At 65.0% G+C, this 23,152-nt stretch carries 21 protein-coding genes; 9 read left to right on the plus strand and 12 right to left on the minus strand.

Features of this window, described 5'->3' with window-relative positions:
• Window positions 1-24: 24 nt before the first annotated feature.
• Window positions 25-834, minus strand: coding sequence for a crotonase/enoyl-CoA hydratase family protein (locus tag HCA61_RS06690; protein ID WP_169687366.1), 810 nt, complete (start codon window positions 832-834; stop codon window positions 25-27).
• 117 nt (window positions 835-951) lie between these two features.
• Window positions 952-2,505, minus strand: a complete 1,554-nt coding sequence (locus HCA61_RS06695) for an AarF/ABC1/UbiB kinase family protein (protein ID WP_169687367.1) — start codon at window positions 2,503-2,505, stop codon at window positions 952-954.
• A gap of 76 nt (window positions 2,506-2,581) precedes the next feature.
• On the opposite strand from HCA61_RS06695, the gene HCA61_RS06700 reads away from it, so the two are divergent.
• Window positions 2,582-3,631 carry a sigma-70 family RNA polymerase sigma factor gene (locus HCA61_RS06700; protein WP_169687368.1) on the plus strand — a complete coding sequence of 350 codons (1,050 nt, stop codon included), beginning with the start codon at window positions 2,582-2,584 and terminating at the stop codon, window positions 3,629-3,631.
• Window positions 3,632-3,634: 3 nt separating this feature from the next.
• Here HCA61_RS06700 and HCA61_RS06705 read toward each other — a convergent pair whose 3' ends face one another.
• Window positions 3,635-4,093: a glyoxalase gene (locus HCA61_RS06705; protein WP_169687369.1), complete on the minus strand. Its 459-nt coding sequence runs from the start codon at window positions 4,091-4,093 to the stop codon at window positions 3,635-3,637.
• Between the two features lie 87 nt (window positions 4,094-4,180).
• Window positions 4,181-4,717 (minus strand): hypothetical protein, encoded by a 537-nt coding sequence (locus tag HCA61_RS06710; protein WP_169687370.1) that lies wholly within the window; start codon window positions 4,715-4,717, stop codon window positions 4,181-4,183.
• A 115-nt stretch (window positions 4,718-4,832) separates the two neighbouring features.
• Here HCA61_RS06710 and HCA61_RS06715 point away from each other — a divergent pair, with 115 nt between their 5' ends.
• Genes HCA61_RS06715 through HCA61_RS06725 form a run of 3 tightly spaced genes read left to right on the plus strand, consistent with a single transcriptional unit; the run spans window position 4,833 to window position 7,690 of the window.
• Window positions 4,833-6,086 (plus strand): histidine kinase, encoded by a 1,254-nt coding sequence (locus HCA61_RS06715; RefSeq protein ID WP_346777499.1) that lies wholly within the window; start codon window positions 4,833-4,835, stop codon window positions 6,084-6,086.
• Window positions 6,083-6,721 (plus strand): response regulator transcription factor, encoded by a 639-nt coding sequence (locus tag HCA61_RS06720; RefSeq protein ID WP_169687371.1) that lies wholly within the window; start codon window positions 6,083-6,085, stop codon window positions 6,719-6,721. The genes HCA61_RS06715 and HCA61_RS06720 overlap by 4 nt, the downstream gene beginning before the upstream one ends.
• A 33-nt stretch (window positions 6,722-6,754) precedes the next feature.
• The gene (locus HCA61_RS06725) at window positions 6,755-7,690 is read left to right on the plus strand and encodes a PaaI family thioesterase (protein WP_169687372.1); all 936 of its coding nucleotides are present in this window, start codon (window positions 6,755-6,757) and stop codon (window positions 7,688-7,690) included.
• Here the strand turns inward: HCA61_RS06725 and HCA61_RS06730 are convergent.
• Window positions 7,668-8,840 (minus strand): serine hydrolase domain-containing protein, encoded by a 1,173-nt coding sequence (locus tag HCA61_RS06730; protein WP_169687479.1) that lies wholly within the window; start codon window positions 8,838-8,840, stop codon window positions 7,668-7,670. The two genes, HCA61_RS06725 and HCA61_RS06730, sit on opposite strands and share 23 nt — an antisense overlap.
• A 180-nt stretch (window positions 8,841-9,020) precedes the next feature.
• Here HCA61_RS06730 and HCA61_RS06735 point away from each other — a divergent pair, with 180 nt between their 5' ends.
• Window positions 9,021-10,988, plus strand: a complete 1,968-nt coding sequence (locus tag HCA61_RS06735) for a M13 family metallopeptidase (RefSeq protein WP_169687373.1) — start codon at window positions 9,021-9,023, stop codon at window positions 10,986-10,988.
• A gap of 64 nt (window positions 10,989-11,052) precedes the next feature.
• Here the strand turns inward: HCA61_RS06735 and HCA61_RS06740 are convergent, their stop codons facing one another.
• Together HCA61_RS06740 and HCA61_RS06745 are read right to left on the minus strand one after the other, a co-directional pair.
• Window positions 11,053-11,763: a M23 family metallopeptidase gene (locus HCA61_RS06740; RefSeq protein ID WP_169687480.1), complete on the minus strand. Its 711-nt coding sequence runs from the start codon at window positions 11,761-11,763 to the stop codon at window positions 11,053-11,055.
• A gap of 288 nt (window positions 11,764-12,051) precedes the next feature.
• A complete protein-coding gene (locus HCA61_RS06745) occupies window positions 12,052-12,768 on the minus strand; it encodes an enoyl-CoA hydratase/isomerase family protein (protein ID WP_169687374.1) in 717 nt (238 codons plus the stop codon).
• 164 nt (window positions 12,769-12,932) lie between these two features.
• On the opposite strand from HCA61_RS06745, the gene HCA61_RS06750 reads away from it, so the two are divergent.
• The 4 genes from HCA61_RS06750 to HCA61_RS06765 are packed head-to-tail and all read left to right on the plus strand — an operon-like array spanning window position 12,933 to window position 17,445.
• Window positions 12,933-14,483 carry an AMP-binding protein gene (locus tag HCA61_RS06750; RefSeq protein WP_169687375.1) on the plus strand — a complete coding sequence of 517 codons (1,551 nt, stop codon included), beginning with the start codon at window positions 12,933-12,935 and terminating at the stop codon, window positions 14,481-14,483.
• 31 nt (window positions 14,484-14,514) lie between these two features.
• Window positions 14,515-15,696, plus strand: a complete 1,182-nt coding sequence (locus HCA61_RS06755) for an amidohydrolase family protein (RefSeq protein WP_169687376.1) — start codon at window positions 14,515-14,517, stop codon at window positions 15,694-15,696.
• Window positions 15,693-17,120 carry a FadD3 family acyl-CoA ligase gene (locus HCA61_RS06760; RefSeq protein WP_169687377.1) on the plus strand — a complete coding sequence of 476 codons (1,428 nt, stop codon included), beginning with the start codon at window positions 15,693-15,695 and terminating at the stop codon, window positions 17,118-17,120. Before HCA61_RS06755 ends, HCA61_RS06760 begins: the two co-directional genes overlap by 4 nt.
• Before the next feature lie 34 nt (window positions 17,121-17,154).
• Window positions 17,155-17,445, plus strand: coding sequence for a DUF3263 domain-containing protein (locus HCA61_RS06765; RefSeq protein ID WP_169687378.1), 291 nt, complete (start codon window positions 17,155-17,157; stop codon window positions 17,443-17,445).
• A gap of 84 nt (window positions 17,446-17,529) precedes the next feature.
• Here HCA61_RS06765 and HCA61_RS06770 read toward each other — a convergent pair whose 3' ends face one another.
• The 5 genes from HCA61_RS06770 to HCA61_RS06790 form a co-directional block, all read right to left on the minus strand.
• Window positions 17,530-17,991: a pyridoxamine 5'-phosphate oxidase family protein gene (locus HCA61_RS06770; protein ID WP_169687379.1), complete on the minus strand. Its 462-nt coding sequence runs from the start codon at window positions 17,989-17,991 to the stop codon at window positions 17,530-17,532.
• 16 nt (window positions 17,992-18,007) lie between these two features.
• Window positions 18,008-19,459, minus strand: coding sequence for an MFS transporter (locus HCA61_RS06775; protein ID WP_169686883.1), 1,452 nt, complete (start codon window positions 19,457-19,459; stop codon window positions 18,008-18,010).
• A gap of 11 nt (window positions 19,460-19,470) precedes the next feature.
• A complete protein-coding gene (locus HCA61_RS06780; RefSeq protein ID WP_169687380.1) occupies window positions 19,471-20,517 on the minus strand; it encodes an ABC transporter ATP-binding protein in 1,047 nt (348 codons plus the stop codon).
• Window positions 20,507-21,445 carry an ABC transporter ATP-binding protein gene (locus HCA61_RS06785; RefSeq protein WP_346777500.1) on the minus strand — a complete coding sequence of 313 codons (939 nt, stop codon included), beginning with the start codon at window positions 21,443-21,445 and terminating at the stop codon, window positions 20,507-20,509. Before HCA61_RS06785 ends, HCA61_RS06780 begins: the two co-directional genes overlap by 11 nt.
• Before the next feature lie 103 nt (window positions 21,446-21,548).
• A complete protein-coding gene (locus HCA61_RS06790) occupies window positions 21,549-23,120 on the minus strand; it encodes an ABC transporter substrate-binding protein (RefSeq protein ID WP_206039771.1) in 1,572 nt (523 codons plus the stop codon).
• Window positions 23,121-23,152: the final 32 nt, after the last annotated feature.

The raw sequence follows: 23,152 nt of genomic DNA on the forward strand, positions 1-23,152 counted from the left end.
AGCTGTGTCCTTCGGTCTCGGAGTTCAGTTACCGGTGAAGTTGCCCGGCCGGCGTTCCATGAACGCGGCGAGAGCCTCTCGGTGGTCTTCGGTGTGGTGCGACAGCGCCTGCAGCGAGGCGGACAGTTCGAGGAGGGTGTCGAGGTCGACGCGCTGTCCTTCGCGGAGCAGCTTCTTGGTCATGCGAAGTGCGTGCGGCGGATTGACGGCGACGCGATCGGCGAGGGCGCGGGCGGTGGCGAGCAGCTCTTCGGGTGAGGTGACCTGGGAAACCATGCCCCAGTCGAGTGCGGTGGCAGCGTCGACGCGGTCGCCGGTGAAGGCCATTTCGGCGGCGCGAGCGGCACCGATCGCGCGTGGGAGCAGCCACGCGCCGCCGTCACCTGGGATGATGCCGAGCTTGACGAAGCTCTCCGCGAAGAACGCCTTGGTCGACGCGACCCGCATGTCGCACATCATCGCGAGGTCGCAACCCGCACCCACGGCCGGCCCGTTGACAGCCGCGATGATGGGCACCTCGCAGTGGAAGATCGCTTTGGGCAGGCGCTGGATGCCGCGCCGGTAGCCGTCGCGGAGCGCATGCGGGGCACCGGCGAACATGCCGGCGCGATCGACCATGTCCTTGACATTGCCGCCCGCGGAGAACGCCGAGCCTGCACCGGTGAGGATCACGACGCGGGTGTCGACGTCCGCGTTCGCCTCGTCGACGAGTGCGACGAGGCGTTCGACGACGTCGTCTCCCGAGATGGGGTTCCGCGCCTCGGGAAGGTTGATCGTCCACGTGACGACGTGGCCGTCCCGTTCGGCGAGTACGACATCCTGCGAGGCGCTCATGGGCGTAGTCCTTCCGTAGCGATGCTGTCGACGGTTGCCGAACCCAAATTCTTGGGTCGAACGATCGTTAAACTACGGTGTGCGCAACAGACTGTAAAGAGTCCCCGCCGATTTCGCTCAGTCGGGCAGGCTTACGCCCGATTCGGCAATTCTTATGGCCACTTCCTCGGGAAAGACATTGCGGAAGACGAACGGATCTCGGCCGAGCACCCAGCCCGGGGCAAGCGCGGTTGCATAACGCTCGAAGTAGCCGATCTGCTTACCGAACAGCACCATTTCCTCGGGACTGGTGGTGTTCCATTGTCGTCCCAGCGATACGAGCGCACCGATCAGCGCACTGAGCCGGAGCTCCGAGAGATCGCGTCCCAGTAACGGCCCGAAAGTCTCCGCCACCTGCCGTCCGACCTCCACATCGTCGACATCGAGGTTCTCCGCGACGCCAAGCTCCCGGATGCTCCTCGCAACTGAGGAGAAGTCACCGTCGAGCAGCGCCGAGCGGAACAGCTCACGCAGCACCGTCCGCCACTGGTCGGGGAGTTCGCCGACGATCCCGAAGTCGAGTAGCGCAACGCGGCCGTCGTCGAGGTACCACAGGTTTCCGGCGTGCACATCACCGTGGAACGGGCCGTGCATCAGCACCGCCTCGATCCACACCTTCACGCCGCGCCGAACCAGCAGAGCGGTGTCGAGACCGTCGTCCTCCCGCACGACACGATCGAGGGGTGTTCCCTTCAGTCGCTCCATACAGATCACCCGCGGACCACACCACTGCCAGTACACCTCGGGCACAGTCACGAATCGGTTGTCGCCGAACGCCCCGATATTGTTGCGGAAGCGATCCTGCCGGTCCGCTTCGACCGCGGCGTTGAGCTCGGTCATCGTGGCGTTGTAGAGATCGCGGATGATCGCGGGAGTGTTGGCGATCCGGAAGAACTCGAAGATCCGCAGGATCTTGGCGCCGACGTACGCCGCGCGCAGGTCGACGAGCATGCGCCGCGCGATCCCGGGCCGTTGCACCTTGATCACGGCTTCGCGCCCGTCCCGGAGCACACAACCGTGGACCTGCGCCACCGAAGCCGCCGCGAGTGGCACATCGTCGAAGGACGAGAACATCTCCCCGATCGGATGCCCGAGGTCTTCCTCGATGACCGCGCGGGCCTGCTCGGACGGGAAGGTGGGCACGTCGTCGAGCATGCGCAGGCAAGCGTCGGCGAGCGGAGCGGGAAACAGCCCCGGCGACGACGCGACGAGCTGCCCGAGCTTCACGAACGTGGGTCCGAGATGTTCGAAGGCGTCGACCGTGCCGTGTGCGGCGGCGTCGACGAGGCTACGACAGTCTGCACGCCCCATCGGCCGCAGCACCGACCACCGCAGGATCGCCCACGTCACGAAGGCGACGAGGGCACAGGCGACGACGACCGCGCGTCCGAGTTCGGCGAGTCCGAACCGTTCGAGCGGCGGAGTCTCGACATGCAGCGCATCCGGAGGCGGCCCACCCGCGAACGGACCCACCGGCCCCGCCCCGTCCGACGCACCGTTCCGTCCGGTGTTCTCGTGCAACACCCGCCCCAATCCATCCCATCGTGCCCCCCACCAGGACACGGCTTCGTGCACGCTACCCGGAGAACCGCCACAATCGAAGTGCCCGCAACCTGCTTCGTAAGACTTCATGGTCTGTTGTGTGTCGGTGCCCGGTACTACGCTCGGGCAGGTAGTTGTTCAGGAAGTCGACCGAGGGCGGGGACCCATGACAGAGCAGCTCCTTGACACGACAACGAGTGGCCTCGGCGATGCCACATTCATGGATGCCGCCGAACCGTACCGGCGCGAATTGCTCGCGCACTGCTACCGCATGAGCGGTTCCCTCCACGACGCCGAAGACCTGGTACAGGAGACGTACCTGCGGGCGTGGCGCGGATACGACAACTTCGGTGGGCGCTCGTCGTTGCGCACGTGGCTGCACCGCATCGCCACGAACGTGTGCCTCACAGCGCTCGAGGGACGCAAGCGCAGACCCTTGCCCACAGGGCTGGGTGCACCGAGCTCCGATCCGACGGACGACCTCGTGCTGCGTCAGGAAGTCCCTTGGCTCGAGCCGATTCCCGGCAGCTACACCGACGACGGCCGCACCGACGACCCGAGCGATCCCGCAACGATCGCCGCGTCACGCGATTCGATCCGGCTCGCATTCGTCGCCGCGCTACAGCACCTGTCGGCGCGGCAACGCGCAGTACTCTTGCTGCGCGATGTACTGCATTGGCGTGCAAGTGAAGTCGCTGCCGCACTCGACACCACTACCGCCGCCGTCAACAGCCTGCTGCAACGCGCCCGCGCGCAACTACGCGACGCCCGGTCCGCGAACGAAGAACTCAGCGCCCCCGACAGCGCCGAGACCCGCGCGCTCGTGAAGCGGTGGGTCGAAGGATTCGAGAAGTACGACATCGATTCGCTCGTCACGATGCTCACGGAGGACGCCATCTGGGAAATGCCGCCGTTCGACGGCTGGTATCAAGGTGCCGACGCCATCGTGACTCTGATCAAGTGCAACTGCCCGGCAAACGGGCCGGGCGATCAGGTCCTGCTCCCCACGGTGGCGAACGGACAGCCGGCCCTCGGACTCTATATGCGCGGTGAAGATGGGCGGCATCGTCCGTTTCAACTCCAGGTGCTCGATATCGTCGACGGCAAGGTCGCGCACGCGACGGTCTTCTTCAGCGACGACCTTGTCGGGTTGTTCGCGCGCTTCGGGCTACCGGAGTCTCCGGTAGCCCGAAGCCGGGTGTCCGAGCAGTCCTGACACTCAGGCCTGAGCACCCTTCTCCTCGGGCGCCCACTGCTGGGCAGCGGCCTCGACATCCATCCACATGACCTCCCAGACGTGGTTGTCGAGATCGCGGAACGCGCGGCTGTGCGAGAACTCGCCCATCTCTGTGTTCGCCTGCTGTGATCCGGCCGTGACCCACTCGCTGCCGCCCGCGGCGACCGCTCCGTCGACCAGCTGGTTCACTGCCTCACGACTGTCCGCGGACACACACATCAGCACCTCACGTGCAGTCGAGGTGTCGCAGATGTCGTCGTTGATGAAATCGCGGAATCGCGGCTTCTCGAGCAGCATCACGAACGACTGTTCGTTGATCTCCAGGCACGCCGTGTTCTCGTCGCAGAACATGTCGTTGAAGGTGAAGCCGAGTTTGTCGAAGAATGCGCGGGTCGCGGCGACATTCTCGACGGCGAGGTTGGCGAAGAGCATTCGGGACATCGGGGTCTCCTCGGGGTCAGTGAGCATCGTGTCGGTGAGCGTTCGAAGTAGTCAGACCCACGGCCGACGGAAATCTCATCGCGATGATCAGATCTTGCTCAGCACCCATACCGGCCCGGTGATCAGCCAGATGACGGTGATGATTCCGAGCGTCGGGAACACGGCGTTGAGGGCGGCGCTCTGCGCATCGTTCGCGACTGTCGCACCGAGTCCCAGGATGGCCGCGCCGCTGATACCGGCTGCGATGAGCCAGCGCCCGAAGCTCGCGGTCTCGTGCCGGAACGCTTCTGGCCCTTCCTTCGGCGCAGGTGTGGGTTTCTCGCCGCCGGCGAACAGGTAGGCGAACCGACGATCGGCCCAGCGGACGATGCTGGGTCCGAACGCGACACTCACTCCCAGATAGATTCCGGCGATGCGGTGGATGTAGCCGACCTCGGTGCCGTTCCGTAGGTCCAGTGCAACCGCAACGAGCAGCACGACGTCGATGACGGGAATCAGCGCGAGGACCACCGCACCTGCCTTCGGCAGGCGCAGCAGATAACGGACGACGAGCCCCAGAGCGAGGACCACCCAGAACCCGACCTCGCTGGCGATGATGAATGCGGTGATATGGCTGGCGAACATGATTCGAGCATGTCGTCGGGCGACTCGTCTCCGCGTCCGCCGATCGGGTCGCAGAGCGTCATCACTTCGGATGACGCCGGCCTGTTCGGGCAGGTCGTTGTGATCGAATGGCATCGTGATCGACCGATATGCACCGGCTCTCATCGCACTCACATATTTCGTGTGCGGCGCGGTGCTGTATCTGCTGGATCTCGGCGCCCTGGTTGCGCACGACGAAACCTCGATTCAGGTGCGACTGCTGCTTCTCGCTGCCGTGTGCGCACCGATCCTCCTGCGCCGGTCGCACCCCCTACTCGGTCTGGTGCTGGCCTCGGTGCCCATCGCCGTCGACTTCGCGCTCGATATCTCCCTACCGGTCTGGATCGCATACGGCGACCTGCTGTTCGCAGCCGCGCTGTACGGGAGTGCGCGGACGAGCGTGTTCCTGGAGCGGACACCGATCGTCTCGATCGCAGTACTCGCCGTCGGCTTCGGCATCTACACGGGCGAGCTGAGGTCTGCGGTATTCGTCGCGGCCATCGGCGTGCTCCTGATCTCACTGCCGGTGTGGTGGGCCCGATCGGTGCGAACCCACCGTGACGCCGCCGAGGCCGAGCGCACCAAATCCCAGGCATTGGCCCAGGTCGCTGAACTCGACCGAGCGGCAGCGATCGCCTCCGAACGAGCACACCTCGCACGCGATCTCCACGACATCGTTGCCGGGCACCTGTCGGCGATCGCCATCCAGAGCGAGGCCGCGTTGCGGCTGCGCGACCACGATCCGCAGAAGGCGATGTCGGTACTCGAATCGGTGCGAGCCAACAGTGTCGACGCCCTGCGGGAGATGCAATCGATGGTCACCCTGCTGCGTAGCGACGACGTCCGGGATGCGGCCGCTACCGCGGGGCGGCTTACCGATCTGACCGCTCTGGTGGCGTCGGCCGAGGCGAGCGGCAGCATCGTTACCGTAGAGGCCCCCGACCTGACCGGACTCGATGCCGACGTGGACGTGACCGCCTACCGAATCATCCAGGAAGCCATGACGAACGCAATGAAACACGCCCCCGGACTCCCGGTCCTCCTGCAACTCGGGATGGACGATCGTGAACTCACGATCCGGGTGTCGAACCCGCTCCCCCCGGACCGGGGTCGAGCAGAGCCCGCCCGCGTGGGACACGGTGACTCGCACGGTCTGCGCAACATCGCCGAACGCGCCGCAGCCATCGGTGGCCGAGCCCGGTCGCAGATCGTCGAGGACCCAGGCGAGCGAAGCGACGGGAAGGCACCAGGCGAGCGCAGCGACGGGACGGATCCAGCCGAGCAAAGCGACGGGGGGAAGCGGTGGCGAACGGAAGTACATCTGCCGCTGCGAGACGGAGGCCCTCGATGACCATCACGGTGCTGCTGGCCGACGACCACACCGCCATCCGCAGCGGCCTGCGCATGATTCTCGACTCCGACCCCGATATCGAGGTGGTCGGTGAAGCAGCCGATGGCTCGGTCGCCGTGTCGCAGGTGCGCGCTCTGAAACCTGACGTGGTGCTGATGGATATCAGGATGCCGGGGACCGACGGCATCGCCGCGACGCGCATCATCACCTCGGAAACCGATAGCCGGGTCCTCGTGCTCACCAGCTTCGAGATCGACGATTACGTGTTCGACAGTCTTCGGGCGGGCGCGGGCGGCTACCTCCTCAAAACTGCATCGGCCGATGCCCTCCTGCATGCGATCCGCTCGGTCCATGCGGGCGACGGGGTGCTCGCGCCTGAGGTCACCAGAACGGTGATCGACGCGTTCGCTGCCGTACGCGAGCCCACGCCCGCGCCTTTTCCCGCTCTCGACACTCTCACCGGCCGCGAGCGCGAAGTGTTCGACCTCATCGCTGAGGGTCTGTCGAACAGGCAGATCGCCACTCGCCTCGGGGTGAGCGAAACCACCGTCAAGACGCATGTCGCGCGGGTTCTGCACAAGCTGGATCTGCAGTCGAGGATTCAGGCCGCGATCCTCGCGCACGAGTCCCGCTGAGCCGCCCACCGGCCTCTGAGCGAGAATCTGGGTATGACGCTCGAAATCGCCACGTTCCCGATCGACCGACCGGCCACGTACTCGGGGGTCGGAGTGAGCGTGTCACCCGACTCGGTGTCGGTGACGCAAACGGTCGGCCCCAAGTTCTTCGACCACCGCGGACAGGTCACGATCTCGGCGTTCGGCGCGTTGTCCGACATCGTCGGAGCCGCTCCCGCCGGCGTCGCCCGTCAGCACGCCACCGGTGTCGTCGCACAGGCTGTGCTCGCGCAGCTCACGGCGTCGACCGCGAATCCGTTCCCGCACGCCGGACAGGTCTCCGGTGTCGGACGCAGCATGCATTTCGACGACACCTCCGGTCTGTCGTCCGCAGAGATCCTCGACGAGAACGGCAACCTCGTCCTGCATCTGACCGGACGAACCATCGTGGTCGGGCGCACACCCACCGACCGGGCCGGCTCGGCGGCCGACCCGTTCCCCACCGCCCCGGACGAGTACGAACCGTGGATCGACGGACATGTCCTCGACTCGACGTCCGGCCTCGACGTCGTCAGCGGCATCGCTGCCGGCACTCTGCCGAGAGGCCCGCTCGCCGGGATGCACGACCTCCGGGTGCACACCGTCGAACGCGGTGCGGTGCGCGCCACCGTCACGCCGAGCGAATGGATGACCAACTTCATCGGCTCGATCCAGGGCGGCGTGCTTCTTTCGATCGCCGAGAGCGTCACCGGCCTCGCAGCACAGAGCCTCACCGAAGCAGGCGGCCAGTACCGGATGCTTCAGATCACCCTCGACTACCTGCGCTCGCCCGCGGTGCCGGGACCGCCCGTGCAGGTGCGGTCCGACGTGGTGCGGGCCGGACGGCGGCTCGCATCGCTGGAAACGCTGCTGACCGGCGAGGACGGCACCGTGTACGTTCGGGCGTACGCGAGCGTGCAGTTGTTCGCTAGGTCATCCGAGCAGCGGTGACCACTGCGCCCCCGAGGCGCGGGAACCGTCCGTCCGAGATCGTGGTGTACGCGTTGCCCAGCCGGTTGGTCACGAAGGCGAACGACAGTCCGGTCTCGGGATCGGCGAACGCACCGGAACCTCCGAATCCGTAATGCCCGATGGACCTGAGCGGTTGCTGTCGCACCGCGACCCAAGCGGGGTGGTAGCCGAGCCGCCAGTTGGGCCGGAAGCCGAGGACGTAGTCGCGGCGACGCGTCTGTGTTTCGAGCAATTGTTCGACGGTCTCGTCTTTCAGCAGCCGGTGGTCGCCACCGCCGAGGGCACCCCCGTTTGCGAGCGCACCGTACATCCGGGCGAGTGAGCGTGCGGTGAATACTCCGTTCCAGCCGGGCATCACTGCGTCGTGGGCGCGGGGGCTGCGCATCACCTCGTCGAACCCCTCGGCCATTCCGGCCTCGGCGAGGCCTTTGATGCCGGGCATCCGCGACATCACAGCGCTGGCGGTCGCCCACGGCGCAGGAAGAAAGTTGACCTTGGGGAACACTCGCGCGATGCGGTGCCGCTGCTCGGGGGGCACGCGGTACCAGTACTCCGCTGCTCCGAACTCCTCTGCACCGAGCGGCTCGGCGATCTCCTGCCCGACGAGATCCTGGAACGGTACGCCCGAGACCCGCGCGGCGACCTCCGCAACGAGGTTTCCGTAGGTCACAGCGTGGTAGCCCGGGCCGGTGCGCCTGCGCGCGTCCGGTGACGCTGCCGCGAGTGCAGCGGCGACCTTCTCGGAGTCGAGCAGACCGTATCGTCCCGGAACGAGCCCGCGGATCTTGTGCAGACCCGCGCGATGCGACATGAGTTCGCGGACGGTGATTGCCTCTTTTCCGGCCGCACCGAATTCGGGCCAGTACTGCGCGACCGGCGCGTCGTACGAGACCAGGCCACGTTCGGCGAGTCGATGCAGCACCGTACTGGCGACACCTTTACCTGTCGAGAACGACAGCGCGATCGTGTCGCCGGCCCAGCGCCGCTGTTTGTCGGCCCACCCCGCCCAGACATCGAGTACGGGTTCACCGTGCAGGTACGCGGCGATCGCGCCGCCACCCTGGCTGGGTTTGTCGAACATCCGGAAGAAGAGGTCTGCGACGGGCAGGAATCGCTTGTCGACGAGCATTTCCGTGCGCACCGTCGCGTTCGACGCCGACGCCCGTTCGTCACCGCTGGCCACCGTGTTCTTCTCCTGTCCGTAGGTTCCCGACCCGATGGTAGGGATCGCCCGGACGACGTGCGCACGTTCTCCGGCGTCGGAGCGCTTACTGCGTCCGGACTGTTACGAGGTGTAAGGATGGTTGGTATGACCACTGCGCACTCGGAGACCCGATCCGGAATCGATCTCGACCACGTCGACGAGGGCACACGCGCCCAGGACGACCTGTTCGAGCACGTCAACGGCCGTTGGCTCACCGAACACGAGATCCCGGCCGACCGCGCCCTCGACGGCGCCTTCCGCACCCTCGCCGACAAGGCCGAGGTGGATGTGCGAACGATCATCGGGGAGGCAGCCGAGTCGGACGCCGCACCTGGAACCGATGCACAGAAGATCGGCGACCTGTTCACCAGTTACATGGACACCGACACGATCGAGGCCGCCGGGCTCGGGCCGATCGCCGGCGAACTGTCGTCTGTCGCGGACGCCTCCGACCGCACCGCACTCGCGTCCGTTCTCGGACAGTTGCAGCGAGTGGGGGTGGGCGGCGCGTTCGGGCATTACGTCGATACTGATTCGAAGAACTCCCAGCGTTACCTGATGCATGTCGCACAGGGCGGCATCGGGCTGCCCGACGAGTCGTACTACCGCGAGGACCAGTACGCCGAGATCCGCGACGAGTATGTCGCGCATATCGGCAGAATGTTCGCGCTCGCACGCATCGACCACGATCCACAGCGTGTGCTCGCGCTCGAGTCGAAGTTGGCCGCGGGGCATTGGGACGTCGTCAAGCGTCGCGATGCCGACCTGACGTACAACCTCGTCACCCTCGACTCGGTGCTCGCCGACCTCCCCGATTTCGACTGGTCCGGCTGGATTGCCGCGACGGGGGCGACCGCACAGCAGTGGGCCGAGATGGTGGTGCGGCAGCCGAGCTTCCTCGAAGTGTTCGCGCAGGTGTGGTCGAGCGAGTCGCTCGAGGATTGGAAGGCGTGGGCGTCGTGGCGGATCTTGCGTGCGCGTGCCCCGTATCTGACCGACGCGTTCGTCGACGAGAATTTCGCGTTCTACGGCCGCACTCTCACGGGCGCCGAGGAGATTCGCGAACGCTGGAAGCGCGGCGTGTCGCTCGTGCAGGACCTTCTCGGTGAGGCCGTCGGGAAGCTCTACGTCGAACGCCATTTCCCGGCCGAGGCGAAGACCCGGATGCAGGTGCTCGTCGAGAACCTCACCGAGGCGTACCGGCAGAGCATCACCGATCTGGAGTGGATGAGCCCGGAGACCCGTCAGGCGGCGCTCCGTAAGCTCGAGAAGTTCACCCCGAAGGTCGGCTATCCCGACAAGTGGCGGGACTACTCGGCGGTCACGATCACCCCGAACGACCTGGTCGGCAACTACCGCAGCGGTTACTCCGCCGAGTACGACCACGAACTCGCCAAGCTCGGCGGCCCCGTCGACCGGGACGAGTGGTTCATGACTCCCCAGACTGTCAACGCCTACTACAACCCGGGCATGAACGAGATCGTCTTTCCCGCGGCGATTCTGCAGCCACCGTTCTTCGATCTGCATGCCGACGACGCCGCGAACTACGGCGGGATCGGCGCGGTGATCGGGCACGAAATCGGTCACGGCTTCGACGATCAGGGCGCCAAGTACGACGGCGACGGCAACCTCGAGAACTGGTGGACCGACTCGGACCGCACCGAATTCGGCAAGCGCACTGCCGCTCTCATCGCCCAGTACGACGAGTTCGAACCGAAGGCGCTTCCCGGCAAGCACGTCAACGGCAGCTTCACCATCGGTGAGAACATCGGCGATCTGGGCGGACTGTCGATTGCCTTGAAGGCCTACGAGATTGCCGTCGGGGAGAAGGAACCGCCGATCCTCGACGGACTGACCGGTCTGCAACGGGTGTTCTTCGGGTGGGCACAGGTGTGGCGCACGAAGGTGCGCGACGAGGAAGCGACGCGCCGGCTCGCTGTCGACCCGCACTCCCCGCCCGAGTTCCGGTGCAACGGTGTCGTGCGCAACATCGATGCGTTCCACTCTGCGTTCGACGTGAAGCCGGGCGACGGGCTCTACCTCGAACCCGAGGAGCGCGTGAAGATCTGGTGATCGAACGATCGCGGCCCCGCACACCCGGCCGGGTGTGCGGGGCCGTAATCGTGGAGCAGGCGCCTCAGGACAGATGTGCGCCGGGGATCGGGATTCCGCGGTGCATGAGCCACGGAGCGGGGTCGATCTTGGTGCCGTCGGCGAGGTGAACCTCGTAGTGCAGGTGCGGCCCCGTGGATTGCCCGCGATTTCCCATCGTGGCGATCTGGTCGCCGGCGCTGACCGGCTGGCCGACCGAGACCAGCGACCGGTCGATGTGGCCGTAGACACCGACGGTGCCGTCGTCCTGCTGCACTCGGACCCACAGCCCGAATCCCGATGCGGGGCCGGTCTCGATCACGTGACCGTTGGTGACGGCGAGAATCGGCGTTCCGATAGGGCCTGCGATGTCGATACCGTTGTGGTTCGTGCCCCACCTGGCACCGTAGCCGGAGGTGAAGATTCCCGCGGCAGGGAACACCGATGCGGGTCGGCGCGCCGCTTCCTCGCGTGCAGCCTGCTCCGCGGCCTCACGCGCGATGCGATCCAGTTCGGCCTGGTGTGCCGCTGCTGCCTCGGCGATGCGCTGTTGTTCCCGCTCGGTGGCCTTGCGGAGTTTCTCCGAGTAGCTCGACGTGTCGATTCCCGGAACGGAGAGCACCTGCGGCGCCGTGGACAGCGCCTCGCTGCTTCCGGTCCACGAGATCCCGGCCTGCGCGCGGGGCGTCGTGTTGTCGGCATGGGCAGCCGTCGTTCCGGCTGCCGTCACAGCCCCGGTGACGAGTACGAGCGATATCCACCTCCCCACGCGCACGGCAGCGGGGCGGCCTCGGGAGGCAACGGACGAAGCATGGTTCTGGGCAGTGAAAGACAAAACAGCGTTCCTCTGAGCGGCCTCTCGGTAACGAAAGGATTACAAATCCATCACAGAGTACGTGTTGCTCAATCACCCGCGGCGTGTCGATTTGACGTCGCCCGGTTTCCGGTCAGCAAAATGTCCGAAATTTCCCCACATGAGTCACAGGAACACCACCCACCCTCATCCATGACATCGAAAGTGTGTGCGGCCTCACGAGCCGAGCCGTTACTTTCCGCGGTTCATCACCTTGTCGGCGGCTTCCCAATGAGCGTCGGCGACCCACAACTCGGCGAACGCATCGATCGCCTCATCGGGTGACGCGCCGCTGATGACGCGCTTGATCGAACCGGACGACTCGTTGACGAGCGAGCGCGCCAGCGAGCGCCAACCGTCGTCGAACGATTCGCGAGGCAGCACCTGATCGACGAGACCGACACGGCGAGCTTCCTCTGCGCCGAGGATCGTTCCCGAACCCGCGAGCATGAGCGCCCGACCACGACCCACGAGGGCGGCAAGGCGCTCGGCCCCTCCCCACGCAGGCATGATCGCGAGCGACACCTGGTTGAATCCGATCTTGATGTCGTCGGCAGCGATTCGGATGTCGGCCGCTACGGCGAACTCCGCACCGCCCCCGAGCGCATGACCGTTGAGCGCCGCGACCACGGGCCCCGGGAAGGCTGCGATCCTGTCGCAGATCGTCCGCATGCGCCTTGCCATGTCCGCAGCCTGCTCCAGGGTGCGCAGCTTGGCCAGTTCTTTGAGGTCGCCTCCGGAGACGAAGGCGCGGTCGCCCGCGCCGGTGATGACCAGGACGCGAGCATCCCCCACCTTGTCGAGCGCTTCGTCCAGCCGATCCATCGTCTCGAGCGAGATCGCGTTGCGTGCCTGCGGACGATCGATCGTGAGGACCGCCAATCCGTCGTCCAGTTCGAGCTCGACCATAGGGTAATTCTCCCAGGTGATATTGGAATTCTTGCTTACGGAGAATAACATGCTCGTATGCCGGTGAAGACCGGCAGGAACTCCGCCGACGCCGCGGTGTACCTCGGCGGCGGCTCCTGACCACTCCGGAGCACCACGCTCCGCAACCACCTGGAGCACAGCAGATGCGGCAGATACCACCCGAACTTGTCGAACGCTACGAAAAGGAAGGGTGGTGGACGCGCGACACACTCGGTGATCTCCTCGCTCGCGGCCTGAAATCCGCTCCTGACGCCGAGTTCCGGGTCTTCTCCGACGTACGCCCGTGGGAGGGAACGTTCGCCGACGTCGACCTCGTGGCGCGGCGCCTCGCGTCGGGACTGCACAAGCGCGGCGTCGGCCCCGGCGACACGGTCGCGTTCCAGCTTCCCAACTGGATGGAGGCCGCGGCGGTGTTCTGGGCCTCGTCGTTCCTCGGTGCCGCGGTTGTGCCGATCGTCCACTTCTACGGGCGCAAGGAGTTGTCCTACATCCTGGGCGAGGCGAAACCGAAGGCGTTCGTGAGTGCGGAGCGCTTCGGCAACATGGAGTTCCAGCCCGATCTCTGCGCCGATATCCCGATCGTCGGTGTCGTGGGCCAGGCTTCGTTCGAAGATCTGCTCGATGACGAGCCGTTCGAGGGTGTGCTGCCCGCCGATACGGCCGGTCCTGCCCTGTTGGCGTTCACATCCGGCACCACGAGCAACCCCAAGGGCGTGATCCACACCCACCGGACCATCGGATGCGAAACCCGGCAGCTCGCCGCGCGATACCCTGCCGACCGCGGCAAGCAGCTGACGGCCGCGCCGGTCGGCCACTTCATCGGAATGGTCAATGCCTTCCTCATCCCGATCCTCGACGGCAGCCCGATCAATCTGCTGGACGTGTGGAACCCCCAGCGTGCTCTCGAACTCATGGAGAGCGACGCGCTCGTGGTGGGCGGCGGTGCCACGTACTTCATGACGAGCCTCGTCGACCATCCCCACTTCGCACCCGAGCGACACATTCCGTTCATGAAATATGCGGGACTCGGCGGATCCACGGTCCCGGCTGCGGTGACGCGGCGGCTTGCCGACTACGGCATCACGGTCTTCCGCGCATACGGCAGCACCGAGCACCCGTCGATCACGAGCTCGCTGTCGACCGATCCTGAGGACAAACGGCTCTACACCGACGGCAACCCGACGCCGGGCGTGGAGATCCGGCTGACCGACGAGGGCGAGATCCTCAGCCGCGGACCGGACCTGTGCGCCGGCTACACCGACCCGGCGCTGACCGCGAAGGCGTTCGACGACGAGGGCTGGTATCACACCGGTGATATCGGAGTGCTCGACGACGACGGCTATCTCACCATCACCGACCGCAAGGCCGACTTCATCATCCGCGGTGGCGAGAACATCAGCGCCCTCGAGGTCGAGGAGGTTCTACTCACCCTGCCCTCGGTCGCGGAAGCCGCGGTCGTATCCGCTCCCGATGAGCGCCTCGGCGAGCACGCCGCGGCGGTCCTTCGGCTGCACTCGGGGCATGCGCTGCCCTCGCTCGACGACGTCAGAGCCCACTTCACGCAGGCAGGCATCGCGAAGCAGAAGTGGCCCGAGGAGTTGCACAAAGTAACAGACTTCCCCCGCACCGCAAGCGGCAAGATCCAGAAGTTCTTGGTTCGAAAGGATATTGCGGCACGCATCGGAAGAGAATAGTATTCTCACAACGAGAGAAGGAGCATTTCTGATGACAGCGAAAGACTTGCCGTACCAGCTGTTCGATGCGGACAACCACTTGTACGAGACCGAAGAGGCGCTGACGAAGTTCCTCCCGGACAAGTACAAGGGTGCGATCAAGTACGTTCAGGTCGATGGCCGCACCAAGATCGCGATCCGCAATCAGATCAGCGAGTACATCCCCAACCCCACCTTCGAGGTCGTCGCCCGACCCGGCGCCATGGAGGACTACTTCAAGAACGGCAACCCCGAAGGCAAGAGCAAGCGGGAGATCTTCGGCAAGCCGATGAAGTCGATCCCGGCCTTCCGTGAGCCTGCCGCACGTCTCGAGCTGATGGACGAGCTGCAGATCGAGCGCACCCTGATGTTCCCGACGCTCGCCAGCCTCGTCGAAGAGCGCATGCGTGACGATCCGGACCTGATCCACGCGGTAGTCCACTCGCTCAACCAGTGGCTGTACGAGACCTGGGGATTCAACTACAAGGAACGTATCTTTACCGTTCCCGTCATCAGCCTCCCCATCGTCGAGAAGGCGATCGAGGAGCTCGAGTGGTGTGTCGAGCGTGGCGCGAAGGCCATTCTCGTGCGTCCCGCACCGGTGCCCGGATTCAAGGGGCCGCGGTCGTTCGCCCTCCCCGAGTTCGACCCGTTCTGGAAGCGTGTCGTCGAACTCGACGTCCTGGTCACCCAGCACTCCTCCGACAGCGGTTACGCCCGCTACAACCAGGAGTGGGACGGCACGGGCGCGGAGATGCTCCCGTTCGTGACCAACGCGTTCCGCATGGTCAGCGAGTGGCGCCCGATTCAGGACGCGGTCTGCTCCTGGGTGTGCCACGGCGCGCTCTTCCGCTTCCCCGAACTGCGGATCGCGGTCATCGAGAACGGCGCCTCCTGGCTCCCGCACGTCCTCCAGACCCTCGAAGACACCTTCAAGAAGGCGCCCGAGGGCTTCGGCATGCAGGACCCGGTCGCTGCCATCAAGAAGAGCATCCACGTCAGCCCCTTCTGGGAAGAGGACTTCAGCAAGCTGACCGCCCTTATCGGAGCGGAGCGCGTGCTGTTCGGATCCGACTACCCGCACCCCGAAGGCCTGGCCGAGCCGACCACCTACATCAATCACATCCAGCACCTCCCCTTCGAGGATCAGAAGCTGGTCATGGGTGGCAACCTTGCGAGGCTCCTGAAGGTATGAACTGGCAGACCATCCCCGAGATGGTCCTGAGTTCGGGCGACCGCTTCGGCAATGCCGAAGCGGTCGTCGACGGGGACCTCCGGATCACCTTCTCCGATCTCACCGACCGGATACGTCGCGCTGCAGGCGCTTTCGCCGACATCGGCATCCGCAAAGGCGATCGAGTAGCGATCTGGGGTCCCAACTCGGCCGAATGGGCGATCGCCGCGTTCGGCCTCCTCACCGCAGGCGGGATACTCGTCCCGATCAACACCCGGTACCGGGAGGACGAGGCCGCCGACATCATCCGCCGGAGCGGGGCGAAGGCCGTACTCGTCGAGAAGGGCTTTCTCGGCCAGGACTTCACGGTCACCGAACCCGTCCCGGTGTTCGACCTGAAATCCGATTTCCTTTCCAGCGGAGAACCGTTCGAAGTAGCAGTGCGCGGCGACGACATCGCCGACATCATGTACACCTCCGGCACCACAGGACGCCCCAAGGGCGTCATGATGAACCACCAGCAGACCCTGCGGATGTTCTCGGAATGGTGCGATCTCGCCGATCTCCGCCGAGGCGACCGCTACATGATCGTCAATCCGTTCTTCCACATGTTCGGTTACAAGGCCGGACTGATCGCCTCGATGATCCGCGGCGCCACGATCCTGCCGATCCCCGTACTCGACGTCGACCGGGTGCTCGAACTCGTCGAGCGCGAGCAGGTCACGATGCTGCCCGGACCCCCGACTCTCTACCAATCGCTGCTGAACTCCCCTACCTCACATGATCTCTCGTCTCTGCGCGCTGCCGTCACCGGCTCTGCCGACATTCCCGTCGAGCTCATCCGGCGCATCAGCAACGAATTGCCCTTCGAGACGATCATGACCGGCTACGGATTGAGTGAAGGCGGGACGGCAACCGCGTCGCGGCGCGGCGACACATTCGAACAGATCGCCACCACCGTCGGAAAACCTTGCGACGGAATCGAAGTCCGCATCGCCGACGACAGTGAAGTGCTCATCCGCGGCTACAACGTCATGCAGGGCTACCTCGACGATCCGCAGGGCACCGCCGAGGCGATCGACGACGACGGGTGGCTGCACACCGGCGACCTCGGCACACTCGACGACGAAGGCAGGCTCCGCATCGTCGGCCGCAAGAAGGATATGTTCATCGTCGGGGGGTTCAACGCCTACCCCGCCGAAATCGAAGGATTCCTGCTCGAACATCCCGCGGTCGACCAGGTCGCCGTCATCGGTGTGCCCGACGACCGGCTCGGTCAGGTCGGCAAAGCATTCATCGTCTCGAGCGATCCGGTCCCTGCCGACGACCTGATCGCATGGAGTCGCGATCGCATGGCGGGATTCAAGGCACCCCGTTACGTCGAGTACCTCGATGCACTGCCACTGGGCGCCACCGGCAAAGTCATGAAAGATCAACTGCGGTAGGTCGAATCACCACCGCACGACAGGAGGAGGCACGATGAGGGACGAAGCTGCAATGCTGGCCTTCGCCTTGAAGTGGAGGCACTGGAACGGCGGTCCCGACGAAGACATCTTCGTCGAATTCGGCATCACCCCGACGGAATTCTTCCACCGGTTACGCGTGCTTCTGACACGGGACCGGTGGAATCGGCTCGACCCGGAGATCCTCGACCAACTCGTCAAGGTCTGCGACGAGCGGATCGGTGCTATCGACATCCGGTCGGTCGCCGACCGCGACCGGGCGAAGTTCGTCTCGCCCCAGCACCCACTCAGCAAGCTCTCGGCCTGACGCGTTGCTCCGGTACGGTCCGTACGACACCGCAGTCTCGCCTCCGGTAGCGCACCGCCACGCCGGAGCAACGCTCACCCGGCCTTACTTGCGCATCTTGCCGAAATCCCAACTCACGAGCTTCGTCGGCACGAGCTTCAGCCACGCATGCCGCCCGTCGTAGGAGAAACCTCGCCCGCCGGCATACTTGTCCGCGAAAAGCCTTTCGGGTTCGGCAAGTTCGTCGACATCATTTCCGCGACGCGGCACTTCACCGACCATCACTGCGCGTCCGCGTAGTTCGACACCTCGAAGGCTCATGAAGTCGGAGCCCCCGTCATCGACGATCACGGCAAGCCGTGCATCGCGATCGATGTCGGTCCAGCGTTGGCTACGGACCAGGGAGTTGAGCCACAACGCCTTTCCGTCCCAGACGTACCAGAGTGCGCTCAGGTGTGGTCCACCCGAGCCGAGGGTCGCAACCCGGCACACCGGCTGATTCTGCAGGAACTCGTCGCGTTCGTCGTCGGACATCGCGATTGCGGTACCTCGTCGTTGGCTGGTCATCAATCCTCGTTCCTCATCATCGAGCCGTACTCATTACGTCATCCGGGTTCGTGTCGTCCGAATATCGGACGCGGATAGCGAGGGTCACTGCCGCCGCGACCAGCGCGGTGACGGCACCGATCATCAGCCCGGTCAAGAATCCCTGTTCGCTGGGGATGATCTTCCCCGCGAACGCGACGCTCATCTGGGCCACCACCACACCGGCGACAGCAGCGGACGCGGTACCACCCACAGAACGCAGCAGTGTGTTGACGCTGTTCGCCGACGATATTTCGGACTGAGGCACCGCGCCCATGATCAGTGTCGGTATTGCACCGTAGGCGAACCCGATTCCCGCGGCAACGCCGCAGGTGATCAGTAACAGCCCCCAGGTGTTGCTCATCGCGAATACCGAACAGCCATAGGCAACCGCCATCATGAGACATCCTGCTAGCAACGTACTCCGGGGTCCACGCGCCGTCGTCAGGCGGGCCCCGAGCGGTGCAACGGCCATCATCACCAGGCCTGCGGGGGCACTCCACAGTCCCATCACGATCATCGACTGTCCCAGTCCGTATCCGGTGGTTTCGGGAAGCTGCCGCATCTGCGGAACGAGCAGCGCTTGGAAATACATGGAGAAGCCGATCAGGATCGTGACCGCGTTGGTCACCAGGACAGGTCGCCCCACCGATATTCGCAGATTGATCAGGGGATGCCGGGTTCGCAACTCCCACCATCCCCATACGACGAACATGACGACCGCCGACGCGAACAATCCGATGGTGATCGGGCTCGCCCACCCCCAGTCACCACCCTTGGATACCGGCAGCAGAAGGCACACCAACGCCATGGAAACGCCCACGGCCCCGAACACGTCGAAATGGCCGCGAGCCCCGTAGACCGGAGTGGCCGGGACTATCCACACGATGAGAACTGCAACCAGGATGCTCAGAATTCCCACTCCCCAGAACATCATTCGCCAGCTCATGGTCTGAATGATGATCCCGGCGAGAGGCAGTCCCAGGGCACCACCGACCCCGAGTGATGCGCTCATCATGGCGATCGACGAACCGAGGCGTTCCGGTGGGACCGCAGCGCGTAGCGCGCTGATTCCCAACGGGACCACTCCGAAACCGGCGCCCTGCAGCGCGCGGCCCACGAGCATCGGGCCGAGGGTGGACGACATCGCACACACGAACGACCCGATAATCAGAGGAATTGTGCACAGCAGGAGTATCCGGCGCGACCCGTACATATCGCCGAGTCGGCCGGTCACCGGAGTCGCGATCGCGCCGGACAGCAATGTCACCGTCACGACCCAGGACGCATTGGACGGACCGGTCCCGAGAATCGTCGGCAGTTCGCCCAGAAGGGGCACCACCAGCGTCGACATGAGGGTCGTGACCGTGCCGGCGAAGACCAGCACCCAGATGGTCGGACCGGCTCCACCGTCCGACACTGCACCACCCTTCGATGCAGTGCTCTCCACCGGCACGCCGCCTACGACGCCTCGGCTTCCTCGAGGTCGATCGTCTCGATCTCGAACAGGTTCTTGCGTCCCACGACGGAGGGCAGCGGGAAATGGCACGCAGCGTACTGTCCCGGACGCACTTCCCGCATTTCCGGTTCTTCCTTCTCGCATCGGTCCTGTGCGTGCGGGCACCGTGTCCGGAAGCGGCACCCCGTCGGCGGGGACAGCGGCGAGGGCACATCACCGGCCAGCGCCGGCCCCGCGAAAGCCTTGTCGGGATCGGTCAATGGAACCGAGTCCAGCAGTGCGCGAGTGTAGGGATGCGCGGGATCGTCGTAGAGCTCGATGGAGTCACCGAACTCGCAGACCTTGCCCAAATACATCACCATCACGTTGTCGCTGACAGTGCGAACCACACCGAGATCGTGGGCAATGAACACTACCGTCAGGTCGAACTCCGCCTTGAGTTCTTCGATGAGGTTGAGGATCTGTGCCTGGACCGATACGTCCAGCGCCGAGACCGGCTCGTCGCAGATCAGGAGGCGCGGCCCGAGCGCGAGAGCACGTGCGATCGCGACGCGCTGCGCCTGGCCACCTGACAGCTGCCGGGGAAGGATCTCAGCAAACCGGTCGCCCGGAAGTCCCACCTGCTCGAGCATCGACGCAGACTTCTTCCCGCGCTCCTCGGCATCCGCGCCGGCAACCGTCAGGCCTTCGACGACTATGTCCTTGACCGCGCGACGCGGATTGAGGGACGACACCGGGTCCTGGAAGATCATCTGCATGTCGCGCCGCAGCGAGCGCATGTGCTTCTCGCTCACGTCCTCGATCCACTCCTCACCGAACCGGATCCGGCCTGCCGTCACCCGGTCGAGGCGGAGAACCGCACGGCCGGTGGTCGACTTACCGCACCCGGATTCGCCGACGATTCCCAGCGTTTCGCCGGGAAGCAGATCAAAGCTGATCTTCGACACCGCCTGCACCGTGCCGGCCTTCGACGGGTACTCGACGACGAGGTCCTGCACCGAAAGCAAAGCTTCATCTCCGCGCAGATGCGCGGTACCACTACCTGCCATGTGATTCACCTCCGGTTACAGACCCCACCGGAACCTTGACGGGGTTCGTGCACGCGACGTCGTGATCGACGCCGAATGATTCGAGCTCGATCGGCGCAGCCGAGCATGCGTCCTCCGCGTGCGAGCAGCGAGGGGCGAACCTGCACCCCTCAGGGGGCGAGATCGGGTCGGGAAGCGACCCTTCGATCAGGCGCAGAGGAGAATGCCGCTCGTGATCGATCGAGGGTGTCGCGCCCAGGAGCGCATGGGTGTAGCGATGCATCGGCGCGTCGAACACTTCTCGGGTGGACCCGATCTCAGCGAGCCGGCCCGAGTACATGACAGCCACCCGGTCGGTGCGACCGGCGACGACGGCGAGGTCGTGGCTGATGAGCATCATCGCCATGTTCCTATCGCGTTGCACGCGCCGGAGCAGGTCGAGGATCTGACGCTGCACCGTCACGTCCAGAGCTGTGGTCGGCTCGTCCGCGATCAGAAGGTCCGGCTCACATGCCAGGGCGATCGCGAGCATCACACGCTGGCGCATGCCACCGGACATCTCGTGCGGATAGTTGCGCAGTCTCCGCTCCGGATCGGGTACACCGACTTCGTCCAGGAGTTTCAGCGCGCGGTCGTGGGCTTCGGACTTGCTCACTCCGAGGTGCCGTAGCATGCCTTCGGTGAGCTGACGTTCTACCCGCACAACTGGATTGAGCGAACGACCGGGGTCCTGGAAGACCATGGCGATCTGCTTTCCCCAGACCTCCAGGTTCTCCTTCTTGCTCAAGGAGAGCAGATCGCGTCCCTGGAAGGTGACCTCCCCTGAGCGACCCGACCGTGGCGGCATCAGACCCATGATGGCGCGGGCCATGACCGACTTGCCGGAGCCGGACTCACCGACGATACCCAGCGCCTGTCCGGAGTCCAGGGTCAGCGATACATCGTCCACAGCGCGGACGGTGCCTCGCGGCGTGCCGATGTAGGCACGTAGATTTCTCACTTCGAGAAGCGGCTGAGCATTCACGGTGAGCCGGCCCTTTCAGTCGTGTCGGCTAGTTACTACTGATCCAGAGCTCTTCGGGCAGTGCGGCCCCGAGGCTGAAAAGCTGCACTCCGTGCGTCTCCTCGCTGAACGTCACCGACGGCAGCGCTCTGGTGTACCAAAGACCCACAGCGGTGTCGGCGAGGATCTGCTGCACCTCGTCGTATGCAGCCTTACGCTCCTCCTGGGTTGCGCCGAACCTGCCGCGCTCCAGCGCTGCATCCAGTTCAGGATTGTTGACGCCCATGAAGTTTCCTGTGGAGTCCGACGTGAACGCCATCGACAAGGCGTAGTCGGGATCCTGGGTGACGGCCGACGAGATGAGCATGTCGAAGTCGCGCGCACCCGCTCGCGCTGTCACAGCTGCGAAGTCGGTGACCTCGACATTCATCTCCACATTCTCGAAGGCACTGAGCTGTGCCTGGACCGCTTCTCCGAGGACACGACTCTCAGTTGTCGGGTACGACAAGAAGGTGAACTTGACCGGCTTCCCTTCCGCAGCGAGCTCGTCGAACAGGCGCTGTGCCTCTTCGGTGTTGGTCTCGCCGAGCGGGATGTCCGCGTAGTACGGCGAATCCTCCGGGAAGAAGGTGGTGGGCACATCGCCCTCACCGTTGTATACGACGGTGTTGACAGCTTCGAGGTCCACAGCGAGGGATACCGCACGCCGCGCGCGTTCGTCGTCGAACGGCGCACGACGTTGGTTCATGCCCGCGAATTGGCCGCCACCGGTGGAGGTCACGACGTACTGGAGGCCCGCAGCTTCGGCTTTGTTGACGTTGGTCCAGCTCGTCTCCGCGGTCAGGTCGGCGCCACCGGTTGTCATCGTGTTGGACCGCTGGCTGGCATCGGCCACCGTTCGTACTTCGAGCCTGTCCAGGTAGGGCTTGGGCGCATCCCAGTACTCAGGATTCTTCTCGAGCTCCACCACATCCTGGCGAGCCCAATTGACCAGGGTGAACGGGCCGGCACCGATCGGGTTCTGGTCGAATGCTTCACGTCCCTGCTCGAGCGCAGCCGGGGCGGCGACCCAGTTGAGGGCACCGGCAACGATGGCCTGCCCGAACTGCGGGTTCGGCTCGACCATTGTCACGCGCAGCGTCACCGGATCGACCACCTCGGTGGACTCCACTTCCACCGCCTGGCGAATGGTCGTGGATCCCAGCGCCGGATCCTTGAGCCGGTCCCAGTTGTATTTCACTGCGGCGGCATCGAGTGGAGTGCCGTCGCTGAAGACCAGGTCGGGCTGCAGAGTGAGAGTGAATGTCTTGCCACCGTCTTCACTCGAGAAATCGGTGGCCATCTTGTATTCGAGTTCGAACGTGTCGTTGTTCGTGACCATCAACGTGCCGTAGAGCGCGTTGCCGAGAAGCGGCTGGTGTGCCCACGTGTTGGATAGCTGCGCGGGGTCGAGCGACCGCGGTTCACCCATCTGCAGGATGCGTGCAGTGCCACCCGCGACGGGATCGCCGGCCTCCACTGTGGCCGCAGTCGAATTGCTGGCAGACCCGGAATCTCCTCCGGAGCCGCATGCACCCAGAACCAGTGCCGCGGAGCAGGCGGCTGCGAACGCAACCACCATACGTCTGTGTCGGATCATTCTCGACCTCATAC

The sequence above is a fragment of the Rhodococcus sp. HNM0563 genome (assembly GCF_012726195.1).
Lineage (GTDB): Bacteria > Actinomycetota > Actinomycetes > Mycobacteriales > Mycobacteriaceae > Rhodococcus.